Below are 23,311 nucleotides of genomic sequence, written 5' to 3'. Positions count from 1 at the left end.
CCATCGCCGGACCAACTGTAACGGAGCGCCCCATGGCCGACCCCGCATCTTCTCGCGCGCAACCCTCTGGCGCGACCGGCGTTCTGGTTCTGGCCGATGGCACCGTGATCTGGGGCCGGGGCTTCGGCCATGTCGGCGCGAGCGTCGGCGAGGTGTGCTTCAACACCGCGATGACCGGCTACCAGGAGGTGATGACCGATCCCTCCTACGCGGCGCAGATCGTCACCTTCACCTTCCCGCACATCGGCAATGTCGGCGCCAACGGCGAGGACGTCGAGAGCAAGGTGGAGGGCGCGGTCGGCTGCGTGGTGCGCGAGGACGTGACCGAGCCTTCCAGCTTCCGCTCGATCGAACGCTTCGCCGAGTGGATGGCGCGCAACGGCAAGATCGGCCTTTCGGGCGTGGATACCCGCGCGCTGACCCGCCGCATCCGCCAGTCGGGCGCGCCCAACGCGGTGATCGCCCATGCGCCGGACGGCAAGTTCGACATCCCGGCGCTCGTCAAGCGCGCGCAAGAATGGCCGGGTCTCGAAGGCATGGATCTCGCGATCCGCGTCACCCGTGACAAGCACGAAGGCTGGGAAGGCGGCTACTGGACGCTCGGCAAGGGCTATGGCCGCGCGCCCTTCGACGCCAAGCCGCACGTGGTCGCCATCGATTACGGCGCGAAGGACAATATCTTCCGCAACCTCGTGAAGGCGGGCGCGCGGGTGACGGTGGTGCCGGCCAAGACCTCGTTCGACGAGGTGATGGCTTTGCAGCCCGACGGCGTTTTCCTGAGCAACGGCCCGGGCGATCCGGCGGCGACCGGCGAATATGCCGTGCCGGTGATCAGGGCGCTGCTCGATGCGGACGTGCCGCTGTTCGGCATCTGCCTCGGCCACCAGCTGCTCGCGCTGGCGGCGGGGGCGAAGACGATCAAGATGCACCAGGGCCACCGCGGCGCGAACCACCCCGTCCAGCGTGTCGGGGAAGGCTGGGGCGAAACCGCGGGGCTGGTCGAGATCACCTCGATGAACCACGGCTTTGCGGTGGACGCGGCGACCCTGCCCGATGGGGTGGAGCAGACCCATGTCTCGCTCTTCGACGGGACGAATTGCGGCATCGCGATCAAGGGCAAGAAGGCCTTCGCGGTGCAGTACCACCCCGAGGCCTCGCCCGGGCCGCAGGACAGCTTCTACCTGTTCGAGAAGTTCGTGGGGGGGCTGTGATGGACAGGCTTCGCACATCTGCGCTGGTGCTCATCGCGTCACTTGGGGTGATGGCGTGCGACCCCACATCGACGACAGTCGCAATCGACCTTCCAAGCAAGATCGACTTCACTGACGGCTTCCAGCAATCGGACGCGGATGCGATCCTTCATGCTTGCAACGCGAAGGACATCAAGCTGACTGTCAAACCTGACGGAGAAATCAGCTTCGAACCTGATCCAGAAGCCAATTACGATGCATCCGCTTGTGTGTTGGATTACATCAAGAAATCAGGCACCACGAAGTTCGGCTTTGTCGGAAACGAAAAGTACGTGACGCCGGAAGAAGGCCAGTAAATGCCCAAAAGAACCGACATTTCCTCGATCCTCGTCATCGGCGCCGGCCCGATCATCATCGGCCAGGCCTGCGAGTTCGACTATTCCGGCACGCAGGCGATCAAGGCGCTGAAGGAGGAGGGCTACCGCGTCGTCCTCGTCAACTCCAACCCCGCGACGATCATGACCGATCCGGAGTTCGCGGACGCGACCTATATCGAGCCGATCACGCCCGAGATCGTCGCCAAGATCATCGCCAAGGAGCGGCCCGATGCGCTGCTCCCCACGATGGGCGGGCAGACCGCGCTCAACTGCGCGCTGAAACTCGACGAGATGGGCGTGCTCGCGGAATACGGGGTCGAGATGATCGGCGCCAAGGCCGACGCCATCGACAAGGCCGAGAACCGCCAGCGGTTCCGCGACGCGATGGACAAGATCGGGCTCGAATCCGCGCGCTCGGGCGTCGCCAACACGGTCGAGGAAGCCTTCGCCATCCTCGAGCGCACCGGTCTGCCCTCGATCATCCGCCCCTCCTTCACCCTCGGCGGCACCGGCGGGGGCATCGCCTACAACAAGGCCGAGTTCGAGAAGATCGTGCGCGAGGGCCTCGACGCCTCGCCCACCACCGAAGTCCTGATCGAGGAATCGCTCCTCGGGTGGAAGGAGTTCGAGATGGAGGTGGTGCGCGACCGCAAGGACAACGCGATCATCGTCTGCTCGATCGAGAACGTCGATCCGATGGGCGTCCACACCGGGGACAGCATCACCGTCGCCCCCGCGCTGACGCTGACCGACAAGGAATACCAGATCATGCGCAACGCGAGCATCGCGTGCCTGCGCGAGATCGGGGTCGAGACGGGCGGCTCCAACGTCCAGTTCGCGGTCAATCCGAAGGACGGGCGCCTGATCGTGATCGAGATGAACCCGCGCGTCAGCCGCTCCTCGGCGCTGGCGTCGAAGGCGACGGGATTTCCCATCGCCCGCGTCGCGGCCAAGCTGGCGGTCGGCTACACGCTCGACGAGCTGACCAACGAGATCACCGGCGCGACGCCCGCGAGCTTCGAGCCGACCATCGATTACGTCGTCACCAAGATTCCGCGCTTCGCCTTCGAGAAGTTCAAGGGCGCGCAGCCGGACCTCTCCACCGCGATGAAATCGGTCGGCGAGGTCATGGCGATCGGCCGCAACTTCCAGGAGAGCGTGCAGAAGGCGCTGCGCGGGCTCGAAACCGGGCTCGACGGGTTCAACCGCGTGCCCGAGCTCGAAGGCGCGGGCCTCGAGGTCATCACCGCCGCCCTCTCGCGCCGCACCCCGGACCGGCTGCTCAAGGTCGGGCAGGCGTTCCGCGAGGGCCTCAGCGTCGAGGACATCGCCGCCGTCACCCATTACGATCCGTGGTTCCTGCGCCATATCGAGGCGATCATCGCCGCCGAGAAGGCGATCCAGGCCGATGGCCTGCCGCGCGATGCCGCGGGGCTGCGGCGGCTTAAGGCGATGGGCTTCTCCGACCGCCGCCTTGCCACGCTCGCGGTGCGTTCGGTGGGCGTTGCGGGCGGGCTTGCCGAGACCCAGGCGAGGCGTTCCGGCCTGCTCCACGATGCCCTCGTGGCGATGGCGGGCGCGACCAGCGCGGAGGAAGTCCGGCAGCTGCGCCACAAGCTCGGCGTGTTCCCGGTCTTCAAGCGCATCGACAGCTGTGCCGCCGAGTTCGAGGCGATCACCCCCTACATGTATTCGACCTACGAGGCCCCGAGCTTCGGCGCGCCCGAATGCGAGGCGGACCCCTCCGAGCGCCGCAAGGTCGTGATCCTCGGCGGCGGGCCGAACCGGATCGGGCAGGGGATCGAGTTCGACTATTGCTGCGTCCACGCCTGCTTCGCCCTCGCCGAGCAGGGCTTCGAGACGATCATGGTCAACTGCAACCCCGAGACCGTCTCGACCGATTACGACACTTCCGACCGCCTCTATTTCGAGCCGCTGACCGACGAGGACGTGCTGGAAATCCTGCGCGTCGAGCAGTCGAAGGGCGAACTCCTCGGCGTGATCGTCCAGTTCGGCGGGCAGACCCCGCTCAAGCTCGCGCAGGCGCTGGAGGATGCGGGCATCCCGATCCTCGGCACCTCGCCCGACGCGATCGACCTTGCCGAAGACCGCGAGCGTTTCGCCAAGCTGGTGAGCAAATTGAAGCTCAAGCAGCCCGAGAACGGCATCGCCCGCAGCCGCGACGAGGCCGCCGCGGTCGCCGCGCGCATCGGCTATCCGGTGCTGCTGCGCCCCTCCTACGTCCTCGGCGGGCGCGCGATGGAGATCGTCGACAGCGTCGCGCAGCTCGACGACTACATCGCCACCGCGGTCAATGTCTCGGGCGACAGCCCGGTGCTGATCGACCAGTATCTGCGCGACGCGATCGAGTGCGATGTCGATGCGCTGTGCGATGGCGAGGAAGTGCGCATCGCCGGCGTGATGCAGCACATCGAGGAAGCGGGCGTCCATTCGGGCGACTCCGCCTGCACCCTGCCGCCCTATTCGCTCTCGCCCGAGATCATCGCCGAGATGGAGCGTCAGGCCGAGGCGCTGGCCTTCGCGCTGGGCGTGAAGGGCCTGATGAACATCCAGTTCGCGGTGAAGGACGGCAACGTCTACCTCATCGAGGTCAACCCGCGCGCCAGCCGTACCGTGCCCTTCGTCGCCAAGGCGATCGGCCAACCGGTCGCCAAGATCGCCGCGCGGGTGATGGCGGGCGAAAAGCTTGCGGGCTTCGAGCCCTTCAAGCGCGACCTGCCCTACATCGCCGTCAAGGAAGCGGTCTTCCCCTTCGCGCGTTTCCCGGGCTCGGACCCGGTGCTCTCGCCGGAGATGAAGTCGACCGGCGAGGTAATGGGGATCGACGCCACCTTCGAGGCCGCCTTCCTAAAGTCGCAGATCGGCGCAGGCTCGGTCCTGCCGCAGGCGGGCACGGTGTTCGTCAGCGTCAAGAACACCGACAAGCCGGTGATCGTCGCGGGTGTCCGGCGGCTGATCGAGCACGGCTTCCGCGTGCTCGCCACCGGCGGCACCCAGAGCTACCTTGCCGAACAGGGGCTTGCGGTGGAGCGGGTGAACAAGGTCGCCGAAGGCCAGCCGCACATCGTCGACAAGATTATCGACGGGGAGATCGCGCTGATCTTCAACACCACCGAAGGCTGGCAGTCGCTGCTCGACAGCAAATCGATCCGGCAGGCCGCGCTTGCGGGCAAGGTGCCCTACTACACCACCGCAACCGCCTCGGTCGCGGCGGCGGCGGCGATTTCGGCGATCCGGCCCGAGCAGCTTGAAGTCCGCAGCTTGCAGGACTATTATGGGACCTGACTGACACCTCCCCCCGACATCGAGAGTGCCTGACGTCGAGCCAGTTGGACGGCGGCAAGAGCTTTCTTTCCCGGTTCACGAGGGGGGAGGGACAACGGACAGAAAGAAAAGACATATGGCGACGATGGAAAAGGTCCCGATGCTGGCCGAGGGTTACGAGCGGCTCACCGCCGACCTCAAGGTCCTGCGCGAGGAACGCCCCCGGATCGTCGAGGCGATCGAGGAGGCCCGCGCCCACGGCGACCTTTCGGAAAACGCCGAATACCACGCCGCCAAGGAGCGCCAGGGCCAGGTCGAGGCGCAGATCGCCGAGCTGGAGGACAAGGTCAGCCGCGCGCAGATCATCGATCCGACCACGCTGTCGGGCGACAAGATCATCTTCGGCGCGACCGTGACCCTGCTCGACGAGAACGACAAGCCGGTGCGCTACCAGATCGTCGGCCAGACCGAGGCGGACGCGAACAAGGGCCGCATCTCCTACAACTCGCCGCTCGCCCGCGCGCTCATCGGCAAGCAGGCCGGCGACGAGATCGAGGTGACGGTGCCCTCGGGCGAGAAGTTCTACCTCGTCGAGAAGATCGAGTTCATCTGACGAACGGGCCGGGGGCGCGACATGGCCGTTGTTCCGGTGAGGCCCCTTGCCGAGCGCAGGGTTGTCGCCGATTTCCTCGATGGGGGCGCTGTCAGCATGGCCGATGCCATCGCCTATGCGCCTGCCCGCCCGAGCAGCCGGCGCGCCTTCGAGCGGCTGAAGGGCGCCGACGTGCTAAGGACCGACGGCCAGGGCAAGTGGTGGCTCGACGAGGAGCGCTGGAACGGCCGCCGCTCCGATCGCCGCACAAGGGTGGTGCTGACGATGCTGGCGGTTGCGGCCGCGGGAGCCTTCGCGGCCCTGCGCTAGGCGGGTCGTTGCGCGGTCGTTGCACAATCTTTGCCCGGTCATTGCCTGTTCCACGTGAAACAGGCCTGCGCCGGGCCGCCCTTCAGTCGAGCCGCTTTTCCATCGCATAATTGTGGATCGCCACTTCGCCGCCCTCGCCCGGGATGGTGAAGTCCCGGCGGTTCAGCAGCGCATAGCCCGCCTGCGCGAAGACAGGCCGGGCCAGTTCGCTCGCCTCGGCGACCAGGCGGGCAAGCCCACGACCCCGCGCCTCGGTCTCGGCGGCGGCAAGCAGGGCGAGGGCGAGGCCCTTTCCGGTGTGCGCGGGATGGCAGTAGAGCATGTCGAGATGCCCGTCCGCCTCGAGCACGGTGTAGGCGAGGGGCTGGTCATTCGCACCTGCCGCGACGAGGATCACGTCGCCCCGCGCGGCCCCGTCCAGCAATCGCTGCACCGAATAGCGCCCCGACCACGCCGCGACCTGCGCGGGCGAATAGGCGGCCAGCGCCGTCTCGCGGATCGCCGCGAGGGTCAGCGCCGCGATCCCCTCGGCATCGCCTTCACGATAGGGGCGGATTACCGCCACCCGGGATCAATCCTCGGGCGTCAGCAGCTTGTGGATGTGGACGACGACATACTTCATCTCGGCGTCATCGACCGTGCGCTGCGCCTGCGCGCGCCACGCGTCGACTGCGGCGTCATAGGAACTGAAGACCCCGACGACGTGGATGCTCTCCGGGTCCTGGAACTCGAGGCCGCGGGGGTCCTTGACGCGGCCGCCCATGACGAGGTGGAGCCGCTGGGTGGGGGTGGTTTCTGCCATGTGTTAAGCCCTTGGGGAGGAACGATGCGCGCCCCTTAGCGCGCTCGCTGCCAAGGGCAAGCCTTGCGGGGCGTGGGGGACGCTCAGTCCCCGGTCTGGCGGCGGATGTCGCGCACCACGCCGAGCGCGGCCTCGCGGGTCCGGCGGGCGAGGGCGCGGGTGCCTTCCGCCGCCGATCCGGCGGCCTCGGAGGCGTCGGCGGACAGCTTCTTCGCCTGCGCCCCGGCGGCATCGCCCAGTTCCGCGGCACGTTCCTGCCCGGTTCGCGCGGCATCGAGAAATTCGTCGAGCATGGACATGGCATAGGCGACCGCCGCCTCGCCGATCATCGTTCCCAGCCGCGATCCGCCGCGCGAGGCGACGTTCTTCACGCTTGCCGACGCGCTTGTCGCGGCACCGGAAATGGCTTCGCCCGCGCCGTGCCAGGCACGGCCCGCGACCCGGCGGCCCGGGCGGGTGAGAAGCCCGATCACCAACCCCGCCGCCACCGCCCCGCCGACCACCGTCAGCGGATGGGCGCGGGTGTAGTCGATTGCGGCGTCCGCGGCAGCGCGGGCCTGTTCCGCGAGGCTGCGCTCGGCATTGCGGCGTTCGGCGGCTTCGATCCGTGCGCGCAGCGCGTCGCGCCGGTCGAGGGGGGCAAGGTCGGTCATTCGGGGTCTCCCACAGGCGCCGGTGCGGGGGGGGCGGCGCTGTCCATGTCAAGCTCGGTCTCGTCGGAACTCTCCTCGAGAAGTCCCTCGATCCATTCGAGAATCGGCCCGCGCGCGAACCACAGGACCAGCGCGCCGATGAGCAGCGCGAGCACGCCCTTGTTGTCTCCGGCCTGGGCCTTGGCCTGTTCGAGCACGTCGCGCGCGCCGGTGCGGATGCGGTTCGATATGGTGCCGGTCACGCCCGACGACACGCGGCTCGCGATACCCTCTTCCGAGAGGCTGGCGCGCAGGTGCTCGATATCCTCGACGAGCACAGCGCGGGCGGCATCGCGGATCGCCCGGTCCTCGATGAAGCGGTCGGGCAGGCGCGTCATCGCTCCTCCCCTGAACTGAACATCGCCGCGAGCATCCGCCCGTCGGCGGCAGCGCCCATGACCAGCAAGACGACCCCGACGAGCAGCACGCCGACCACGATCGCGATCGCGCCCCAGATCGTCACCAGCGGAGCAAGCGCGATCACCGCGCCCACGGCCAGCGCGATCAGCGCAATGTGGAGCAGCACCAGTGCCAGCACCAGCAGCACCAGCGCCCGGCCGCCGCGCTTGCCGGCGAGGCTTGCGCGGGTCTTCTGGAAGGCGATCTCGGCTTCGGCATAGGTGCGCGCGTCCTCGACGAGGGCACCCACGTCATCGCGCAGCGCGGCAAAGCCCGTGCTGTCCCCGCCCGGGGGTGGCGCCGCCGCTTCGGGCGACGCGTCCTCGACCGGCCCGGTCAGGCCGGCGCGGGGGCCGGGTTCGGTGTCGTGCATCCTGTCGCCTTTCCGGCGCTATCCGTCAGCGCCGCCGTCCGCCGAGCATCCGTGCGAGGAAGAAGCCGAACACCGCCGCGATGCCGACAGCAACGCCCGGGCTCTTGCGCACCATCTCGCGCGCATCCTCGCCCAGTTCCTCGACGCTCTTGGCTTCCAGCTTGGCCGAGGTTTCCTGCAGCGTGCGCGCGGCCTTGCGGGCATAGTCGCCATACTGCTCGCCCAGACGCTCGTCGATCTGCGGGGCGGTGTCGCCCACGACCTTGCCGAGCGAGGCGATCGCGTCGGTCGCGACCTGCTTGCCTTCGACCGCGAGTTCGCCCGCCTTGCCCATCGCCTGCTCCCCATAGGTCTTCACTTCGGAAACGAGGTCGGTGCCCTTGCCCTTGGCCTGCCCGCCGACAGCCGTCAGCCGGTTTTCGGCCTCGGCCCGCAGCGCGGCGGCGCCGGCCTTGGCTTCCTCGAGCGCGGCATTGAAGCGGCTCTTGGCCTCGACCACCTGGGCCGATGCGGCCGGGGTAGCGGCAGCCGGTTCGGCATCGGGCGCCTTGGCGGTGGCGCCGGTCTTGCGCGGGGCGGCCTTGGCCGGACCTTCGCTCTTGGCGGTCGCGCCCTTGGCCGATTTGGCGGGGGTCTTCTTGGTCGGGTTGGTGTCTGCCATCGCGGTGCTCCTTGTCCTTTACGCTCGTTCCGGCCCCGCCCGCGCCGCCCGCTTGCGCGAGGCAGTTCCCGCGCATAGGGACAACTCGCGTTCGGCCTGGGCTGGAATCATCGAGCCAGAATCATGCCGTTCCCATTAGCATAGCCTTCGAGTGTCTTAACAACCTAAACCACATTACAGCCGGAGCCAAACATGACCGCGATCATCGACATCCACGGCCGCGAAATCCTCGACAGCCGCGGCAATCCGACCGTCGAGGTCGACGTGCTGCTGGAGGACGGCAGCTTCGGCCGCGCGGCGGTGCCCTCGGGCGCCTCGACCGGCGCGCACGAGGCGGTGGAGCTGCGTGACGGCGACGCCGGCCGCTATCTCGGCAAGGGCGTGCTCAAGGCGGTGGAAGGGGTCAACACCGAGATCCGCGAGCTGCTGATCGACAATTTCGATGCCGAGGACCAGCGCGACATCGACCTTGCGCTGATCGCGCTGGACGACACGCCCAATAAGTCGCGGCTTGGCGCCAACGCGCTGCTCGGGACCTCGCTGGCGGTGGCCAAGGCGGCCGCCAATGCGCGGGGCCTGCCGCTCTATTCCTATCTCGGCGGCGTCTCGGCGCATATGCTCCCGGTGCCGATGATGAACATCATCAACGGCGGCGAGCACGCCGACAACCCGATCGACATCCAGGAATTCATGATCATGCCCGTGGGCGCGGATTCGATCGCCGAGGCGGTGCGCTGGGGTGCGGAGGTGTTCCACACCCTCAAGAAGGGCCTGCACCAGAAGGGCCTCGCAACCTCGGTGGGCGACGAGGGCGGCTTTGCGCCCGATCTCGCCAGCACCCGCGCGGCGCTCGACTTCATCATGGAATCGATCACCAAGGCCGGCTTCATCCCGGGCGAGGACATCGTGCTCGCGCTCGACTGCGCGGCGACCGAGTTCTTCAAGGGCGGCAAGTACGAGATCAGCGGCGAGGGCCTGAGCCTCTCCCCGACCGAGATGGCCGATTACCTTGCCAAGCTCTGCGCCGAATATCCGATCCGCTCGATCGAGGACGGCATGAGCGAGGACGATTTCGAGGGCTGGGCCGCGCTCACCGCCAAGCTGGGCGAGAAGGTCCAGCTGGTGGGCGACGACCTCTTCGTCACCAATCCCGCGCGCCTCTCCGACGGGATCGCCCGCGGGCTGGCGAACTCGCTGCTCGTGAAGGTCAACCAGATCGGCACCCTCACCGAAACGCTCGCGGCGGTCGATATGGCCCACCGCGCCCGCTACACCTGCGTGATGAGCCACCGTTCGGGCGAGACCGAGGACGCGACCATCGCCGATCTCGCGGTCGCCACCAATTGCGGGCAGATCAAGACCGGCTCGCTCGCGCGGTCGGACCGGCTCGCCAAGTACAACCAGCTGATCCGCATCGAGGAAGAGCTGGGCGACAGCGCCGCCTATGCGGGCCGCGCCTGCTTCGGCGCGCGCGGCTAGAAGTCGACAGCCTCGAAGAAGCGGTCCATCGCCGCCAGTCCGGCACCCGTCAGCCTGACGAGCACGCGGCGGTGATCGGCGGAATCGTTCTCGCGCGTCACCAGGCCCTGGTCGGCTAGCACGCTGAGCCAGCGCAGCCCGGTGGTCGCGGGAGCGGCCGAGCCGATGCACGCGCTCGAAACCGAGACCTGCTTGCCCTCGCCTTGAGCGATGTAGAGATCGAGCAGGATGTCCCACGCGGGCTCGCCGAACAAGTCGGGATTGCCGAAGATCGCCGTGCGCTTGCGGCGCAGGGCATAGGTCTTACGGGCGAGGTCGAGACGGGAGTGGGTCGGGCGGGGCGGCCGCGCGGGGAGCGGTTGATCGGGGAGGGCGGCATCGCCGCGGTGCTCTGCCGCGCTGCGCAGCCGCTCGGCGATCGCCATCAGTTCTTCGGCGAGCGGATGGAACAGTGCCGCCGCCGCGGACGCGTCTTCGTCCCTTGCGCCCGCCCCTGTTTCGCCTGTGATCCTGCTCATCCTGCCGCCTTCGGGAGTCACCGGCGCGCACCGCCGCGCCGGTTTGCCCATGGCGCGGTGATAGGCGCTGGCTCGAGCAAAGGCTTTACGGGCTAATACGCAGGTCGTTCTTTTCTAAGCGGAAAGTGCGGGTTCCGGCGTGTGTCATCGGCGGGCGCAGTCGACCCGCAATTGCTGGATGGCCGCATCGAGATGCGCCGCCGCGATACGCGCGCCAAGTCTGTCGAGCGCCGCGAGCTGCTCCTCGAGCGCGGCGATGATGTGATGCGCGTCCGTGCCGCATGGCGCGCCCGACGAGAAGTTTTCCACGGCCAGATCCCAAGATATGCGTACCTGCCCTGCTACCCCGCGCGACCAAGGGAAGACAGCAGAAGCTGGTCGGATATCGCGTTAATGGCTTACGGAAATCTACAGAGGGAAACTACGTAGAGGCGGACGTGCACCGGAATGGCACGCCCGCCCTCGCAAGTGTCAACCGAAGCGGTCCTGCAGCGCCAGCAGCGCCAGCGCCGCCTTGGCCGCCTCGCCGCCCTTGTCCTTCTGGGCCGGGTCCGCGCGGACCAGCGCCTGGGCCTCGTTCTCGACCGTGAGGATGCCGTTGCCGATGGCGATCCCGTCCATCGTCAAGGCCATGATCGCGCGCGCGCTTTCGCCGGCGACGATCTCGAAGTGGTAGGTCTCGCCCCGGATTACCACGCCGATGGCGACGAAGGCGTCGTAGCGGTCGCTCTCCGCCGCAAGGGAGATGGCGCCCGGGATTTCGAGGGCACCGGGCACCGTAAGCACCTCGACCTTGTGGCCTTCGGCTTCGAGCGCCGCGCGCGCACCGGCGATCAGCATGTCGTTGAGATGGGCGTAGAAGCGCGCTTCGACGATGAGGATGTCGGCCATGCGAGGTTTACTCCGGAATGGGGTGGAAGTCGGTGATGGTGAGGCCATAGCCCTCGAGCGCGACGAGATCGGGGCGGCTGTTCGATAGCAGCACCATCTCGCTCACTCCGAGATCGACGAGGATCTGCGAGCCGATGCCGATATTGCGCTGCTCCTCGCCCGCAGCCCAGGTGCCCGTGCCGACGCGTCCGGTAAGGATGACGATCACCCCCGAGCCGTGCGCGCCGATGGCCTCCATGGCGCGCTGGAGCGTGCGCTTGCGCGGCCCCGGCGCGCCCAGAACGTCGTCGAACACCGAGATCGGGTGGACGCGGGCGAGGGTGGGTTCACCCGGGATGACATGGCCCTTCTGGAGGACATAGGCCTCGCTCCCCGCCACGCGGTCGCGATAGGTGATCATCCGCCACTGGCCGCCATAGTCCGAGGTGAAGGCGCGCTCGGAGAGGCGCTCGACCAGGTGGTCGTTGCGCATCCGGTAGGCGATGAGGTCGCGGATCGTGCCGATCTTCAGGTCGTGCTTGCGGGCGAAGGCGATCAGATCGTCGAGCCGGGCCATGGTCCCGTCCTCGTTCATGATCTCGCAGATCACGCCCGAGGGGTTGAGCCCGGCGAGGCGCGAGATGTCGACCGCCGCCTCGGTGTGCCCGGCGCGCACCAGCGTGCCGCCGTCGCGCGCCATCAGCGGGAAGACGTGACCGGGGGTGACGAGGTCGTCGGCGCCCTTCGCCGCATCGATCGCGACCGAGATGGTGCGCGCCCGGTCCGCCGCCGAGATGCCGGTGGTGACGCCTTCCTTCGCCTCGATGGAGATGGTGAAGGCGGTCTGCATCGATTCCTTGTTGTTGCGGCTCATCGGTTGCAGGCCGAGATGGTCGACGCGCTCCTTGGTGAGCGCGAGGCAGATCAGCCCGCGCCCGTGGGTGGCCATGAAGTTGATCGCCTGCGGGGTCGCCATCTGCGCGGGGATGATGAGATCGCCCTCGTTCTCGCGGTCCTCGTCGTCGACGAGGATGTACATCCGGCCGTTGCGCGCCTCGTCGATGATCTCCTCGATGGTGGCAAGGACGGGGCGATCGTCGTTGGCGGCGAGGAAGGCCTCTAGCTTGGCGAGGGTTTCGGCAGTGGGGTTCCAGCCATCATCGCCGCAGTCGCGCAGGGTGTTGGCGTGAAGCCCGGCGGCGCGGGCAAGGCCTGCGCGGGTCATCGTGCCCGATGTGACGAGATCGCGAACGCGTGTGATGAGCGATGTGTTCATAGACCCGCATTATCACATCACAATGTGAATGCAATGCAAGGTGATGCTGCCAAAAATGCGAGCGTGGATGAAATCCATGAAGCCGCGCAGCGACCGGTCACAGCGAGACGGCAGCCGCGATGGATCGGCATTCAGGCGCTTCGGAATGAAGAGGATGGTGGACGCACTAGGGCTCGAACCTAGGACCCGCTGATTAAGAGTCAGCTGCTCTACCAACTGAGCTATGCGTCCATTCCGACTTGGTCGGACCGCGAAAGCCGGGAGCGAGGCCGCATCCCGATTCGCGTGAGGCGCTGCATTTAGCGCGTCCGGCCCTGATGGCAAGCGCCTTTTCGCAGCTGCGGGAATTCAGACCGCAAGGCCCCGCCGCGGCGCCTCGCGGTTCCACCGGTTCACCATCATCAGCAGGCCGATGCAGATCATGTTGGTCATCATCGAGGAGCCGCCGTGGCTCATCCACGGCAGCGGAATGCCCTTGGCGGGCGCCATGCCCATGACCATCAGGAGGTTGATCGCGATGTAGAAGAAGATCGTCGCCGTCGCCCCCGCGGCGAGCAGGGCGCAGAAGCGGTCCTGGCTCTCGGCTGCGACCTTCCACCCCCAGCGCAGGATCAGCGTGTACATGGCGAGCACGAACAGGCCGCCCATCAGCCCCCATTCCTCGGCCATCGAGGCGAAGACGAAATCGGTGTGAGGTTCGGGGAGGTAGTTGAGGTGGCTCTGGGTGCCGTTGTTGAACCCCTTGCCGAAGATCCCGCCCGAACCGATCGCGATCTTCGACTGGGCGATGTGGTAGCCCGCGCCCAGCGGGTCGCTCTCGGGATCGAGGAAGGTCGTCACCCGGGCGCGCTGGTAATCGTGGAGTGCGAAGAAATAGATCAGCGGCAGGGCCGCGATCCCGAGGCCGCCCGCGGTCAGGAACCACCACAGGGGAAGCCCGGCGAGGAACATCACCACCACACCGCCGAAGGCGATGGCGACCGAGGTGCCGAGGTCGGGCTGCATCAGGACGAGGCCGATCGGCAGCAGGATCAGCATCCCCGAAGGCACCACCGAGCGCCACGAGCCGATCATGCCCGAAGGCAGGGTCTCGTAGAAGCGCGCCATCGCCAGCACCACCGCGGGCTTCATCAGCTCGGAAGGCTGGATGCGGATCGGCCCGGCCTCGAGCCAGCGCTGGCTCCCGCCCCCGACCTGCCCCACGATCTCCACCGCCAGCAGCATCAGCAGCACCACGAGATATCCGGGATAGGTCACCACCCGCACCGCCTCGCGGGGGAGCGAGGCGATCACGCCGGCCATCACGGCGAAGACGAGGAAGCGGATGAAGTGGGGCAGGGCGAAGGGCTGCATCGAACCCCCGCCCGCCGAATAGAGCACCAGCCCGCCGAAGCCGGTCAGCAGCAGCAGCGGGATCAGCATCTCCCAGGGCTGGCGGGCGATCGGTTCGGGAACGATCCCGCCGCGGGCGGCCAGCGTGTTCATGGCGTCGTTCCGACAGGAGAGGCGGCAGGCGGCGGGGGCGGTGCCGGGGTGGTCGTCGGCGCGGGTGCGGGTGCGGGTGCTGCAGGCGCGCCCGGCGGCGTCCCCGAGGGGTTGGCCTCTGGCCGCGGGGCGATAACCTCGCCGGCGATGGCCTCGGTCTGGGTGGCGGCGCGGCGGGCTTCGGCCTCGACCCGGTCGAAGATCTCCTCGTCCCGGCGCGGCGGACGGCTGACGGTCGCGCCGCGCTCTGCGGCATAGGCAGCATAGCGCCGCTCGAGCCGCTGCTGCGCCGTCCCGCCCCATCCGGCCTCGAGCGCGGCGAGCGCCTCCAGCCCCTTGGCCGGATCGAACATGAAGGTCATCACGTCGCGCGCGATCGGATAGGCCGCGCCCGATCCGCCGCCGTGCTCGATCACCACCGCGCCGGCATAGCGCGGGTTGTCATAGGGGGCGAAGAAGATGAACAGACCGTGGTCGCGATATTTCCACGGGCCCGATTTGCCGTTGGAGATCGAGAGCGAGACGACCTGCGCGGTGCCGGTCTTGCCCGCCATCAGCGTGCCCTCGACCGGCAGGCGCGCGCGGCCTGCGGTGCCGGGGCCGTTGACCACGTCGCTCATCGCCTTGCGCACATATTCGACCTGGTCGGCCGGGAAGTCGATCTTGTCGAACCCCTGCGGCTTGGTGTCGAGCGTCAGGCGCGGCATCACGTGCTTGCCCGTCGCAAGCCGCGAGGCCATCACCGCGAGCTGCAAGGGGCTCGAGAGCATGTAGCCCTGCCCGATGGTGGCGTTGACCGTGTCGAAGGCCTGCCATTCGCGGCCCCATTTCTTCATCTTCCACGCCGGGTCGGGCACGGTGCCGAAGAACTGGCTGGTGACGGGCAGGGGAAATTCCTGCCCCATCCCGCAGCGCCGCGCCATGGCGGCGATCGGGTCCATGCCGGTGCGCTGGGCCATGGCGTAGAAATAAACGTCGCAGCTCTGGTAGATGGCCTTGGCCATGTTGGTCGCGCCGTGGCCGCGGCGGTTCCAGCAGCCGAAGACGCGGTTGCCGACGCGCAGGCCGCCGCCGCAGAAAACCGTCTCTTCGGGGTCGATGCCCTGCTCCATGAGCGCCATCGACACCATCGGCTTGACCGTCGATCCGGGGGGATAGAGCCCCTTCAGGACCTTGTTGCGCAGCGGCACCCGCTCGTCCTCGCGCAGCATCGCGTATTCGACCCCGCCGATCCCGTCCGAGAAGGAATTGGGATCGAAGCTCGGCATCGAGGCCATGCAGAGCAGGTCCCCGGTCCGGCAGTCCATCACCACAACGGAGCCGCTTTCGAGGCCGATGCGGCGCGCGGCGTAATCCTGCAGCGGACCGTCGATGGTGAGGCGCACGGGGTTGCCCTGCACGTCCTCGCGCGTTTCGAGATCGCGCACGATCCGTCCGCCTGCCGTGACTTCCACCCGCCGGGCGCCGGGCACCCCGCGCAGCTCCTTCTCGAACTGCTTCTCGAGGCCGTCCTTGCCGATCTTGTAGCCGGGCGTGATCAGGAGCGGGTTGGGGTCCTTCTCGTATTCCTCGGCCGAGGCGGGGCCGACATAGCCGATTAGGTGGCCGACGCTGGAGGCAGTTGGGTAGAAGCGCGAAAAGCCGCGCTGGGGCACCACGCCGGGAAGGTCCGGCAGGCGCACGCTGAGCGCCGCGAACTGCTCGTATCTGAGGCCGCTTGCCACCTCGACCGGCTGAAACCCGCGCGAGGTGGCGACCTTGTCCTTGATGTCGGCGATCCGCGCCGGCTCGAGCGACAGCAGCTCCCCGAGCCGGTCGATCGTCGCATCCGCATCGACGAGCCGTTCCGGGATCAGGTCGACGCGGAAGTCGGCGCGGTTCGAGGCAAGCGGCGCGCCGTCGCGGTCGAGGATCCAGCCCCGCCGCGGCGGAATGAGGGTCAGATTGACGCGGTTGCTCTCGGATTCGAGCCGGTATTTCTCGTTCTCGGCCACGGACAGATAGCCGAGCCGCAGCGCCAGCAGCACGCCGATCCCGCCCTGCACCGCGCCGATCACCACCGCGCGCCGCTCGAAGGTGCTGCGCAAGATCGAGGCGCTGATCATCCGCGCCGGGCGTTCGGGGCCTTTCTGCAGGAACGGGATCTTCATCAGTCGATAGTCCGCGCCCGTGACAGACGGAAGCGGTCGAGTCCGGCTACCATGCGCGCGATTATCGGATAGAGCAGCACCGACAGCAAGGCCTGCGGCGCGGCGACCGAGATCATTTCCGGCGTGACGCTCGCGCCCGAAACCACCAGCGCCGCCAGCCAGTAGGCGAGCGCAAGCACGCTCGCGGTGAACCAGTCGTGCCAGAAATCGCGCCACGGGAAGCGGGTCTCGATGATCTCGATGGCGATCATCGTCAGCGACCACAGCAGGATCGCACTGCCGAAAGGCTGGCCGCTGACCAGATCGTCGAAGGCACCGAGCGGGGCTCCGGCCCAGAGCGGGAGCAGGCCGGGGCGCACCATGCGCCAGGCGAGCAGGACCAGAAAGCCGAAGGAGGGCAGCAGCGGCATCAGGTCGGCGATCAGCAGCACCGGCAGCAGCGAACCGAGCATGATCGAGGCATATGGCACCCCACGCACCCGCCACGGGTCCGGCGCGCGGTTGATGCGCAGCCCGTAGATATCCGAGCGGGCACGGGGATCGAGCCGCTCCATCACTCCGCGTCCGGTTCTGCCGCGGAAGGGGAGAGGGCGGGCGCGGCTGCGCTTTCCGCTGGCCCGGCGATCTCGCTGTCGTCCGCCAGCTCTGCCACCGCCGCGGGTCGCGCCACCGGTTCGACCGCAACGAAGCTGGTCGCCGCAGGTTCGGCCACGAGCCGTGCGATGCCTCCGTCGGGCGTGATCTTGGCGATCACTGCCACGGCCACGCCGGGCCGGTAATATCCGCCGGCGCCGCTCGTCACCATCATGTCGCCGACCTTGAGCGGGTTGACCCCGAGGTTGACGAGGCGGATGCGCAGCAGGCCGTCGCCGCGACCTTCCGCAAAGGCGATGACGTTGTCCGTGGCGCGGCGCACCGGCAGCACGCTTTCGCTGTCGGTCAGCAAAAGGACGCGGGCCGAGATCCGCCCGGTCTCGAGCACGCGCCCGATCACCCCGCGCTCGGAGATCACCGGCATCCCCGGCAGGACGCCGGCGGTCGACCCAGCATTGATAAAGGCGTGGCGCCGTCCGCTGGTGGCGGTCGAGCCGACGAGGCGGGCAATCGCGACAGGCTTGGTCTCGCTCTCGGCGAGGCCCAGCAGACCCTTAAGGCGGAGGTTCTCGGCCTTGACCGCCTCGGCTTCGGCAAGGCGGATGCGTGCGATCTCCACCTCGCGGCGCAGTTCGGCGTTCTGTGCACCGGCGTTGAAATAGCCGGCAATCGTGGCGAACACCCCCTGCGAGCCGGAGCGCGTCACCGCAGCAGCCTGCCCGGCGGGGGCGACGGCATCGCCCGCCACGCCGCGCAGGGGCGCAAAGGCGGAGGGCTGCCACAGCGACAGCGCCAGCAATGCCGCCCCGACCACGGCTCCCGCCCCGGCCAGCAGGTAGCCGGTGAACAGCGAATATTGCGCTTTCTTCGAGAAGCCCGAGCGGCGCGAAGAGGGGGGCGCCATGGCTTAGAGTCCCTTCCGGCTTATGGCGCTCCGCGTCACGCGGTCATCAGCACGCCGCGGTAGACCGGATCCTCCATCGCCCGGCCGGTGCCGATGGCGACGCAGGTGAGCGGATCTTCGGCGACCGAGACGGGCAGGCCCGTCTCCTCGCGCAGGTGCTCGTCGAGCCGCCGGATCAAGGCACCGCCGCCCGTGAGCACTATACCCTGGTCGACGATGTCCGCCGCCAGTTCGGGCGCGGTGTTCTCGAGCGCGATGCGCACGCCTTCGACGATCGCGCCGATGGGTTCGGACAGCGCCTCGGCGACATGCGCCTGGTTGATGGTGATTTCCTTGGGCACCCCGTTGACGAGGTCGCGGCCCTTGAGGGTGATGATCTCGCCCACGCCGTCCTCGGGGATCATGGCGATGCCGTAATCCTTCTTGATGCGTTCGGCAGTGGCGTCGCCGATCAGGAGGTTGTGGTGGCGGCGGACATAGCTGACAATGGCTTCGTCCATCTTGTCGCCGCCGGTGCGCACCGAGGTGGTGTAGGCGAGGCCGCGCAGCGAAAGCACCGCGACTTCGGTGGTGCCGCCGCCGATGTCGACCACCATCGAGCCGACAGGCTCGGTCAGCGGCATGTCGGCGCCGATCGCGGCGGCCATCGGCTCGAGGATGAGGTGAACGTCGGAAGCCCCCGCGTTCGAGGCCGCGTCTCGGATCGCGCGGCGCTCGACCGAGGTCGAGCCCGAAGGCACGCAGATCACGATTTCGGGGTAGCGGAACATCGACTTCTTGCCGTGCACCTTCTGGATGAAGTGCTTGATCATCTGCTCGGCCACTTCGATGTCGGCGATCACGCCGTCGCGCAGCGGGCGGATCGCCTCGATGCTGTCGGGGGTCTTGCCCATCATCATCTTCGCATCATCGCCCACGGCCTTCACGCGGCGGATGCCGTTGATCGTCTCGATCGCCACCACCGACGGTTCATTGAGGACGATGCCCTGATCCTGGACATAGACCAGCGTGTTGGCGGTGCCGAGATCGATCGCCATGTTCTGCGAGCCGAACTTGAAGAGATTGGACAGGAAGCTCATCGGTGCTTGGGTTCCGGTAATGGGGGGACTTGCTCCGCAGGCCGCTTTCAGGGGAGCGCGGCTGCGGGGGAATTCGACCCGGTTATGACATGACTGCGCGCGCCTAGCGAATCCGCGGGCAAAAGGCCAAAATATTTGTCCACTGTGACGCTGATTCTGGCCCGCTTGCCCTCGAAATTGCGGCGGCTCGTCGCTAGCCTTGCGTGAAATGCCGGAAATCCGCCGCCTTCCCTCCGAACTCGTCAACCGCATCGCCGCGGGCGAGGTGGTCGAGCGCCCGGCGGCGGCCCTCAAAGAGCTGGTCGAGAACGCCATCGACGCGGGCGCGCGGCGAATCGGGGTGGTGCTGGCCGAAGGCGGATTGCAGCGCATCGAGGTGGTCGACGACGGCTGCGGGATGGGGCCTGTGGCCATGGCCCTGGCGCTGGAACGGCACGCGACCTCCAAGCTCCCCGATTCGCTGATCGGTCCGGACGGTGCGATCGAGCTGGTGACGACCCTCGGCTTTCGCGGCGAGGCGCTCCCCAGCATCGCCAGCGTCGCGCGCCTCACCATCGAGAGCCGCGAGGGCGGGGCCGCGGAAGGCTGGCGGCGGGTGCTCGATCACGGCGCCCTGATCGCCGACGAGCCTGCCGCGCTCCCGCCGGGCACCCGCGTGCGGGTCGAGGAGCTGTTCGCCAAGGTGCCCGCGCGGCGCAAGTTCCTGCGCTCGGCGCGAAGCGAATATGCTGCCTGCCTCGACGTCGTGCGCCGCCTCGCGATGGCGCGGCCCGACATTGCCTTCACCCTCGAGACGCTGAATGACGGCGCCAAGCGGCCTGTGCTCTCGCTCCAGGCGGACGAGGAACTCGCGACCCGCGTTGCCCGGATCATCGCGCATGAATTGAAGGACAATTCGGTCCCCATCGACCTTGCCCGCGACACCCCGCATGGGGTCATGCGGCTGACGGGCGTGGCGGGGCTGCCGACCTGGAACCGGGGCGTTGCCGATCACCAGTATCTCTTCGTCAACGGCAGGCCGGTGAAGGACCGGCTGCTGGTCGGCGCGGTGCGCGGAGCCTATTCCGACATGCTGGCGAGGGATCGCCACGCGGTGCTCGCCCTGTTCCTCGAATTGCCGCCGCAGGATGTCGACGTGAACGTCCACCCCGCCAAGACCGAGGTGCGCTTTCGCGACAGCGCGGGGGTGCGCGGGTTCATCGTCTCGGGGCTGCGGCAGGCGCTCGCGACCGGCGACAGGCGCAGCGCGCAGGGCCCGGACCGTGCGGCGATGGCGCGCTGGGTGAGTGAGCCCGTTCTCCCCTCCCGCTCGCGGGAGGGGCTGGGGGTGGACGAGTCACAGACCCCGCTCTGGCCTATTCAGGCCCACCCCAACCCCTCCCGCGAGCGGGAGGGGCTATTGCTGCGCGAAGCCTCGCTCGCATGGTCGCAACCACTGGGACGGGCCGAGGAAGCAGCCCCCGTGCCCGCCGAAGCCCAGTCCTACCCGCTCGGCATCGCACGCGGGCAGGTCGCCAACACCTATATCGTCGCCGAGGCGGCGGACGGTCTCGTTCTGGTCGACCAGCACGCCGCGCACGAGCGCCTTGTGCTCGAACGCCTGCGCGCGGCAGGTGCGGACGAGGGCGTGCGTCGCTCGCAGGCGCTGCTGGTCCCCGACGTGGTCGAGATGGACGAAGTCGATTGCGACCGTCTCGAGGACGCTGCCGAGGGCCTTGCCCGCTACGGGCTCGTGATCGAACGCTTCGGCCCCTCCGCGATGCTGGTGCGGGCCGTGCCTTCGGCCATCGCCAAGGCGGATACGGCCAAGCTCCTTACCGACCTTGCCGACGACATCGCCAAGCACGGCAAACAGGAGGACAGCGGCGCGCTGCTGCTCGCCGAGCGGCTCGAACTGGTGCTGGCGACGATGGCCTGTCACGGGTCGGTCCGCGCGGGCCGCGTTCTCAGCGTTGCCGAGATGAACGCGCTGCTGCGCGAAATGGAGGCGACGCCGCGCTCAGGCCAGTGCAACCACGGCCGGCCGACATGGGTGAAGCTCTCGATGGAGGACGTCGAGAAGCTCTTCGGCCGCCACTGACCTCACGACCGGAACGACGGCACCCGTCCGTGGGGGTCGAGATCGGGGATGATCCGCCAGCGCGCCAGGATCAGGCTGAACAGCCCGAACAGCAGCAGGCCGGCGGCCACCAGCGTGAAGGCCCACCCGGTGTCGGCCAGCGCGGCGACCGCTTCGCCGAGCGTCTTCACATTGGACGCGCCCTGCGAGAGGAAGCCCGTCTCCACCAGCGACCATCCGGTGACCGCGAAGACCGCAGCGCGCGCCAGATAGCCCGCCATGCCGAGCCAGCGGGTCGCTTCGGGCGCATCGCCGGCGATGCGGCGCATGAAGCTGCCGGTGATGCCCTTCTGTGCCTGCGCGAGGGCGGCGATGAAGAAGGCGATGCCGAGAAGCCCGAGCGCGAGCGCACCGAAATCGACTGACAGCACCCCGGCCGCAGCCTGCGACGCCCCCGCTCCACCGCCGCCGGGCTCGTCGGTTGCAAAGCGGAAGGCGGTCCAGGCCAGAGCGAGGTGGGCGACGGCGCTTCCGAGATGCCCGATACGCTTGCCCCATCCCTTCGCGTCCGAGCCGTTGTGCTCGATATCGAACAGGGGCGAGGCGAGGCGGAACAGCGCATAGGCGACGAGACCGATCACCAGCACCCACAGCAGCAGGTCGCCTGCCGGCAGGTCCTCGAGGGCCCGGAAGATGCCGTCCGTCCCTTCGCGCATCCGGCTTGCGCCGGTGAGCGCGAGCAGCCCGAGGGCAATGTAGAGCACGGCACGGCTGAAATAGCCGATCCGCACCAGAGTCTCGAACTTGCCGTCTGTTCCCGCCACGCGAACGCTCCTCCCTTGGATGTGGAAGGAGCGAACAGCGGGGAGGGGGCGGTGTTCCGCGCGCCGTGCCGTCCGCCGCAAGGGGCACACGCCACGCGGTCGGAAAGAGCGGGTGTCGGGATATACCGAGGCTTCAGGGCCGAAGCGCGGCCTTCATGTCTGCCAGCCTGCCGTCGGCCTGCGCATCCTCCGGCAGGCCCAGCACCGCACGCAGCAGGGCGGCGACCGCTACATTGTCGAACACCGGCAGGCGCGCGCCCTCGGCAAAGGCGGGGCCGCTGGCGATGAAGAGGGCGAGCATTTCGGGATCGGCATTGTCGTAGCCGTGGGCACCGCCCGTCACCGGATAGGGGGAGGGGCCCGAAAGGATCGTCCAGCCCGGCTCGGCAAGGCAGATGATCGCGGCGACCCGCGGGTTGGCGCCGTAGTGCAGCCGCGCCGGCAGGTCCTCCTTGCGCGCGCAGGTCATGTGCTCGTGCGGCTTCAGCAGGGCTTCGGCGACGCGGTTGTCCGTCCCCGCCGCAGGCTCGATCGCGGCATAGGGGCCGGTCTCGACCGCGATATAGCTTGCCCGGTCGACGAGAGTGTCGAGCTGGATCACCCGCGCCTCGTCGGTCTGGCGCATCCCGTGGTCGGCGACGATCACCCAGTTGACCGCCACGCCCAGCCTCGCCGCGCCGGCAACGAGATCGCCGATCCGCGCGTCGACCTCGGCGATGGCGGCGTTGACCTCGGCGCTGTCGGGGCCGAAGCGGTGGCCCTGCGTGTCGACAGTGTCGAAGTAGATCGTGGCGAAGGCGGGGCGGATATCGGCAGGGCGGCGGAGCCAGTCGAGCAGGGTGTTCACCCGCTGCACGTTGCTCACGTTCTGGTCGAAACGCAGCCAGTCGGACGGGCGCATCCCCTGAATCGCGACCTCGCTGCCGGGCCAGAACATCGTCGCCGTGCGTAGCCCTGCCTTCTCGGCGGTGATCCAGACCGGCTCGGCCTCGTTCCACCAGAAGGGATCGAGCGCCTGCGCCGGATTGCCGAGGCTGAACATCACCCCGGATCGGCGCGGGTCGATCATGGAATTGCCGACGATCCCGTTGCGATCGGGGCGCTTGCCCGTGACGAGGGCATAGTGGTTGGGGAAGGTCTTGGTGGGAAAACTCGGCCGCATCGGCCCCGCCGCGCCGCTGTTTGCCAGCGCGGAAAGGTGCGGGGTGATGCCGCGCTCAAGATAATCGGGGCGGAGCCCGTCGATCCCGACGAGCACGGTTACGGGGCGGGATGCTTCCTGCGCGGCAAGCCCGGCGGGCAGGAACAGGAAGGCGATCAGGACGAGGATGCGGCGCATGGTGCTCGCCCTAGGCGCGGCGCGCGACAAATG

Annotated in this window: 24 protein-coding genes and 1 tRNA gene; 7 read left to right on the top strand and 18 right to left on the bottom strand. The window is 68.2% G+C overall.

The genetic code is table 11. From position 1 onward, the window contains the following. The first annotated feature begins 32 nt into the window (after positions 1–32). From carA to ACMX37_RS08230, 5 genes are all read left to right on the top strand, one after another. Positions 33–1,211, top strand: coding sequence for a glutamine-hydrolyzing carbamoyl-phosphate synthase small subunit (carA, locus tag ACMX37_RS08250; protein WP_483145475.1), 1,179 nt, complete (start codon positions 33–35; stop codon positions 1,209–1,211). Then, entirely contained in the window at positions 1,211–1,546 is a 336-nt protein-coding gene (locus tag ACMX37_RS08245) for a hypothetical protein (RefSeq protein WP_483145474.1), read from the top strand. The genes carA and ACMX37_RS08245 overlap by 1 nt, the downstream gene beginning before the upstream one ends. Continuing rightward, entirely contained in the window at positions 1,547–4,873 is a 3,327-nt protein-coding gene (carB, locus tag ACMX37_RS08240) for a carbamoyl-phosphate synthase large subunit (RefSeq protein ID WP_483145473.1), read from the top strand. Between the two features lie 115 nt (positions 4,874–4,988). Continuing rightward, positions 4,989–5,465 (top strand): transcription elongation factor GreA, encoded by a 477-nt coding sequence (greA, locus tag ACMX37_RS08235; RefSeq protein WP_483145472.1) that lies wholly within the window; start codon positions 4,989–4,991, stop codon positions 5,463–5,465. Between the two features lie 21 nt (positions 5,466–5,486). After that, complete coding sequence (locus ACMX37_RS08230; RefSeq protein ID WP_483145471.1) at positions 5,487–5,774, top strand: hypothetical protein; 288 nt, start codon at positions 5,487–5,489, stop codon at positions 5,772–5,774. Positions 5,775–5,856: 82 nt separating this feature from the next. Here the strand turns inward: ACMX37_RS08230 and ACMX37_RS08225 are convergent, their stop codons facing one another. The 6 genes from ACMX37_RS08225 to ACMX37_RS08200 all read right to left on the bottom strand — a co-directional run bounded on the left by ACMX37_RS08225 (position 5,857) and on the right by ACMX37_RS08200 (position 8,701). Continuing rightward, positions 5,857–6,339: a GNAT family N-acetyltransferase gene (locus ACMX37_RS08225; protein WP_483145470.1), complete on the bottom strand. Its 483-nt coding sequence runs from the start codon at positions 6,337–6,339 to the stop codon at positions 5,857–5,859. Between the two features lie 6 nt (positions 6,340–6,345). Further along, entirely contained in the window at positions 6,346–6,576 is a 231-nt protein-coding gene (locus ACMX37_RS08220) for a DUF4170 domain-containing protein (RefSeq protein WP_267617237.1), read from the bottom strand. Between the two features lie 83 nt (positions 6,577–6,659). Continuing rightward, a complete protein-coding gene (locus ACMX37_RS08215) occupies positions 6,660–7,229 on the bottom strand; it encodes a hypothetical protein (RefSeq protein ID WP_483145469.1) in 570 nt (189 codons plus the stop codon). After that, on the bottom strand, positions 7,226–7,606 hold the full coding sequence (locus ACMX37_RS08210) for a hypothetical protein (protein ID WP_483145468.1): 381 nt from the start codon (positions 7,604–7,606) through the stop codon (positions 7,226–7,228). The genes ACMX37_RS08215 and ACMX37_RS08210 overlap by 4 nt, the downstream gene beginning before the upstream one ends. Further along, entirely contained in the window at positions 7,603–8,040 is a 438-nt protein-coding gene (locus ACMX37_RS08205; protein ID WP_483145467.1) for a phage holin family protein, read from the bottom strand. The genes ACMX37_RS08210 and ACMX37_RS08205 overlap by 4 nt, the downstream gene beginning before the upstream one ends. Positions 8,041–8,065: 25 nt before the next feature. After that, complete coding sequence (locus tag ACMX37_RS08200) at positions 8,066–8,701, bottom strand: hypothetical protein (RefSeq protein ID WP_483145466.1); 636 nt, start codon at positions 8,699–8,701, stop codon at positions 8,066–8,068. A gap of 192 nt (positions 8,702–8,893) precedes the next feature. On the opposite strand from ACMX37_RS08200, the gene eno reads away from it, so the two are divergent. Continuing rightward, the gene (gene eno / locus ACMX37_RS08195) at positions 8,894–10,180 is read left to right on the top strand and encodes a phosphopyruvate hydratase (protein WP_483145465.1); all 1,287 of its coding nucleotides are present in this window, start codon (positions 8,894–8,896) and stop codon (positions 10,178–10,180) included. On the opposite strand, the gene ACMX37_RS08190 is transcribed toward eno, so the two are convergent. The 10 genes from ACMX37_RS08190 to ACMX37_RS08145 all read right to left on the bottom strand — a co-directional run bounded on the left by ACMX37_RS08190 (position 10,177) and on the right by ACMX37_RS08145 (position 19,056). Beyond that, a complete protein-coding gene (locus ACMX37_RS08190; RefSeq protein ID WP_483145464.1) occupies positions 10,177–10,698 on the bottom strand; it encodes a MarR family transcriptional regulator in 522 nt (173 codons plus the stop codon). The genes eno and ACMX37_RS08190 overlap by 4 nt on opposite strands. 144 nt (positions 10,699–10,842) lie before the next feature. Beyond that, on the bottom strand, positions 10,843–11,007 hold the full coding sequence (locus ACMX37_RS08185) for a hypothetical protein (protein ID WP_483145463.1): 165 nt from the start codon (positions 11,005–11,007) through the stop codon (positions 10,843–10,845). Between the two features lie 162 nt (positions 11,008–11,169). Next, a complete protein-coding gene (gene ribH, locus ACMX37_RS08180; protein ID WP_483145462.1) occupies positions 11,170–11,589 on the bottom strand; it encodes a 6,7-dimethyl-8-ribityllumazine synthase in 420 nt (139 codons plus the stop codon). 7 nt (positions 11,590–11,596) lie between these two features. After that, the gene (ribB, locus tag ACMX37_RS08175) at positions 11,597–12,844 is read right to left on the bottom strand and encodes a 3,4-dihydroxy-2-butanone-4-phosphate synthase (protein WP_483145461.1); all 1,248 of its coding nucleotides are present in this window, start codon (positions 12,842–12,844) and stop codon (positions 11,597–11,599) included. A 155-nt stretch (positions 12,845–12,999) separates the two neighbouring features. Next, positions 13,000–13,075: transfer RNA gene (locus ACMX37_RS08170), tRNA-Lys, on the bottom strand. Positions 13,076–13,192: 117 nt separating this feature from the next. After that, positions 13,193–14,329 (bottom strand): rod shape-determining protein RodA, encoded by a 1,137-nt coding sequence (gene rodA / locus ACMX37_RS08165; RefSeq protein ID WP_483145460.1) that lies wholly within the window; start codon positions 14,327–14,329, stop codon positions 13,193–13,195. Then, on the bottom strand, positions 14,326–16,479 hold the full coding sequence (mrdA, locus tag ACMX37_RS08160; protein ID WP_483148347.1) for a penicillin-binding protein 2: 2,154 nt from the start codon (positions 16,477–16,479) through the stop codon (positions 14,326–14,328). Before mrdA ends, rodA begins: the two co-directional genes overlap by 4 nt. Further along, entirely contained in the window at positions 16,479–17,033 is a 555-nt protein-coding gene (gene mreD, locus ACMX37_RS08155) for a rod shape-determining protein MreD (protein ID WP_483148346.1), read from the bottom strand. The genes mrdA and mreD overlap by 1 nt, the downstream gene beginning before the upstream one ends. Then, positions 17,033–17,977, bottom strand: coding sequence for a rod shape-determining protein MreC (mreC, locus tag ACMX37_RS08150; protein ID WP_483148345.1), 945 nt, complete (start codon positions 17,975–17,977; stop codon positions 17,033–17,035). Before mreC ends, mreD begins: the two co-directional genes overlap by 1 nt. Before the next feature lie 35 nt (positions 17,978–18,012). Beyond that, entirely contained in the window at positions 18,013–19,056 is a 1,044-nt protein-coding gene (locus ACMX37_RS08145; protein ID WP_483148344.1) for a rod shape-determining protein, read from the bottom strand. Between the two features lie 208 nt (positions 19,057–19,264). Between ACMX37_RS08145 and mutL the strand changes: the two genes are divergently transcribed. Next, a complete protein-coding gene (mutL, locus tag ACMX37_RS08140) occupies positions 19,265–21,136 on the top strand; it encodes a DNA mismatch repair endonuclease MutL (RefSeq protein WP_483148343.1) in 1,872 nt (623 codons plus the stop codon). 2 nt (positions 21,137–21,138) lie between these two features. Here mutL and ACMX37_RS08135 read toward each other — a convergent pair whose 3' ends face one another. Then, entirely contained in the window at positions 21,139–21,939 is an 801-nt protein-coding gene (locus ACMX37_RS08135) for a DUF1206 domain-containing protein (RefSeq protein ID WP_483148342.1), read from the bottom strand. A 133-nt stretch (positions 21,940–22,072) separates the two neighbouring features. Then, a complete protein-coding gene (locus ACMX37_RS08130) occupies positions 22,073–23,278 on the bottom strand; it encodes an alkaline phosphatase family protein (RefSeq protein WP_483148341.1) in 1,206 nt (401 codons plus the stop codon). Positions 23,279–23,311: the final 33 nt, after the last annotated feature.

The organism is Porphyrobacter sp. THAI-01a, assembly GCF_056868655.1.
Note: the sequence above shows the minus strand (reverse complement) of the source record. Positions and strands in the feature narration are given on the sequence as shown.

What these genes read in the sequence shown, in the direction of transcription:
- ACMX37_RS08130 (WP_483148341.1), bottom strand. Translation starts at nt 23,278, where the DNA reads ATGCGCCGCATCCTCGTCCTGATCGCCTTCCTGTTCCTGCCCGCCGGG.
- carB (WP_483145473.1), top strand. Translation starts at nt 1,547, where the DNA reads ATGCCCAAAAGAACCGACATTTCCTCGATCCTCGTCATCGGCGCCGGC.
- mreD (WP_483148346.1), bottom strand. Translation starts at nt 17,033, where the DNA reads ATGGAGCGGCTCGATCCCCGTGCCCGCTCGGATATCTACGGGCTGCGC.
- greA (WP_483145472.1), top strand. Translation starts at nt 4,989, where the DNA reads ATGGCGACGATGGAAAAGGTCCCGATGCTGGCCGAGGGTTACGAGCGG.
- rodA (WP_483145460.1), bottom strand. Translation starts at nt 14,329, where the DNA reads ATGAACACGCTGGCCGCCCGCGGCGGGATCGTTCCCGAACCGATCGCC.
- ACMX37_RS08190 (WP_483145464.1), bottom strand. Translation starts at nt 10,698, where the DNA reads ATGAGCAGGATCACAGGCGAAACAGGGGCGGGCGCAAGGGACGAAGAC.
- ACMX37_RS08145 (WP_483148344.1), bottom strand. Translation starts at nt 19,056, where the DNA reads ATGAGCTTCCTGTCCAATCTCTTCAAGTTCGGCTCGCAGAACATGGCG.
- mrdA (WP_483148347.1), bottom strand. Translation starts at nt 16,479, where the DNA reads ATGAAGATCCCGTTCCTGCAGAAAGGCCCCGAACGCCCGGCGCGGATG.
- ACMX37_RS08245 (WP_483145474.1), top strand. Translation starts at nt 1,211, where the DNA reads ATGGACAGGCTTCGCACATCTGCGCTGGTGCTCATCGCGTCACTTGGG.
- ACMX37_RS08210 (WP_483145468.1), bottom strand. Translation starts at nt 7,606, where the DNA reads ATGACGCGCCTGCCCGACCGCTTCATCGAGGACCGGGCGATCCGCGAT.
- ACMX37_RS08205 (WP_483145467.1), bottom strand. Translation starts at nt 8,040, where the DNA reads ATGCACGACACCGAACCCGGCCCCCGCGCCGGCCTGACCGGGCCGGTC.
- ACMX37_RS08215 (WP_483145469.1), bottom strand. Translation starts at nt 7,229, where the DNA reads ATGACCGACCTTGCCCCCCTCGACCGGCGCGACGCGCTGCGCGCACGG.
- mreC (WP_483148345.1), bottom strand. Translation starts at nt 17,977, where the DNA reads ATGGCGCCCCCCTCTTCGCGCCGCTCGGGCTTCTCGAAGAAAGCGCAA.
- mutL (WP_483148343.1), top strand. Translation starts at nt 19,265, where the DNA reads ATGCCGGAAATCCGCCGCCTTCCCTCCGAACTCGTCAACCGCATCGCC.
- ribB (WP_483145461.1), bottom strand. Translation starts at nt 12,844, where the DNA reads ATGAACACATCGCTCATCACACGCGTTCGCGATCTCGTCACATCGGGC.
- carA (WP_483145475.1), top strand. Translation starts at nt 33, where the DNA reads ATGGCCGACCCCGCATCTTCTCGCGCGCAACCCTCTGGCGCGACCGGC.
- ACMX37_RS08220 (WP_267617237.1), bottom strand. Translation starts at nt 6,576, where the DNA reads ATGGCAGAAACCACCCCCACCCAGCGGCTCCACCTCGTCATGGGCGGC.
- eno (WP_483145465.1), top strand. Translation starts at nt 8,894, where the DNA reads ATGACCGCGATCATCGACATCCACGGCCGCGAAATCCTCGACAGCCGC.
- ACMX37_RS08230 (WP_483145471.1), top strand. Translation starts at nt 5,487, where the DNA reads ATGGCCGTTGTTCCGGTGAGGCCCCTTGCCGAGCGCAGGGTTGTCGCC.
- ribH (WP_483145462.1), bottom strand. Translation starts at nt 11,589, where the DNA reads ATGGCCGACATCCTCATCGTCGAAGCGCGCTTCTACGCCCATCTCAAC.
- ACMX37_RS08200 (WP_483145466.1), bottom strand. Translation starts at nt 8,701, where the DNA reads ATGGCAGACACCAACCCGACCAAGAAGACCCCCGCCAAATCGGCCAAG.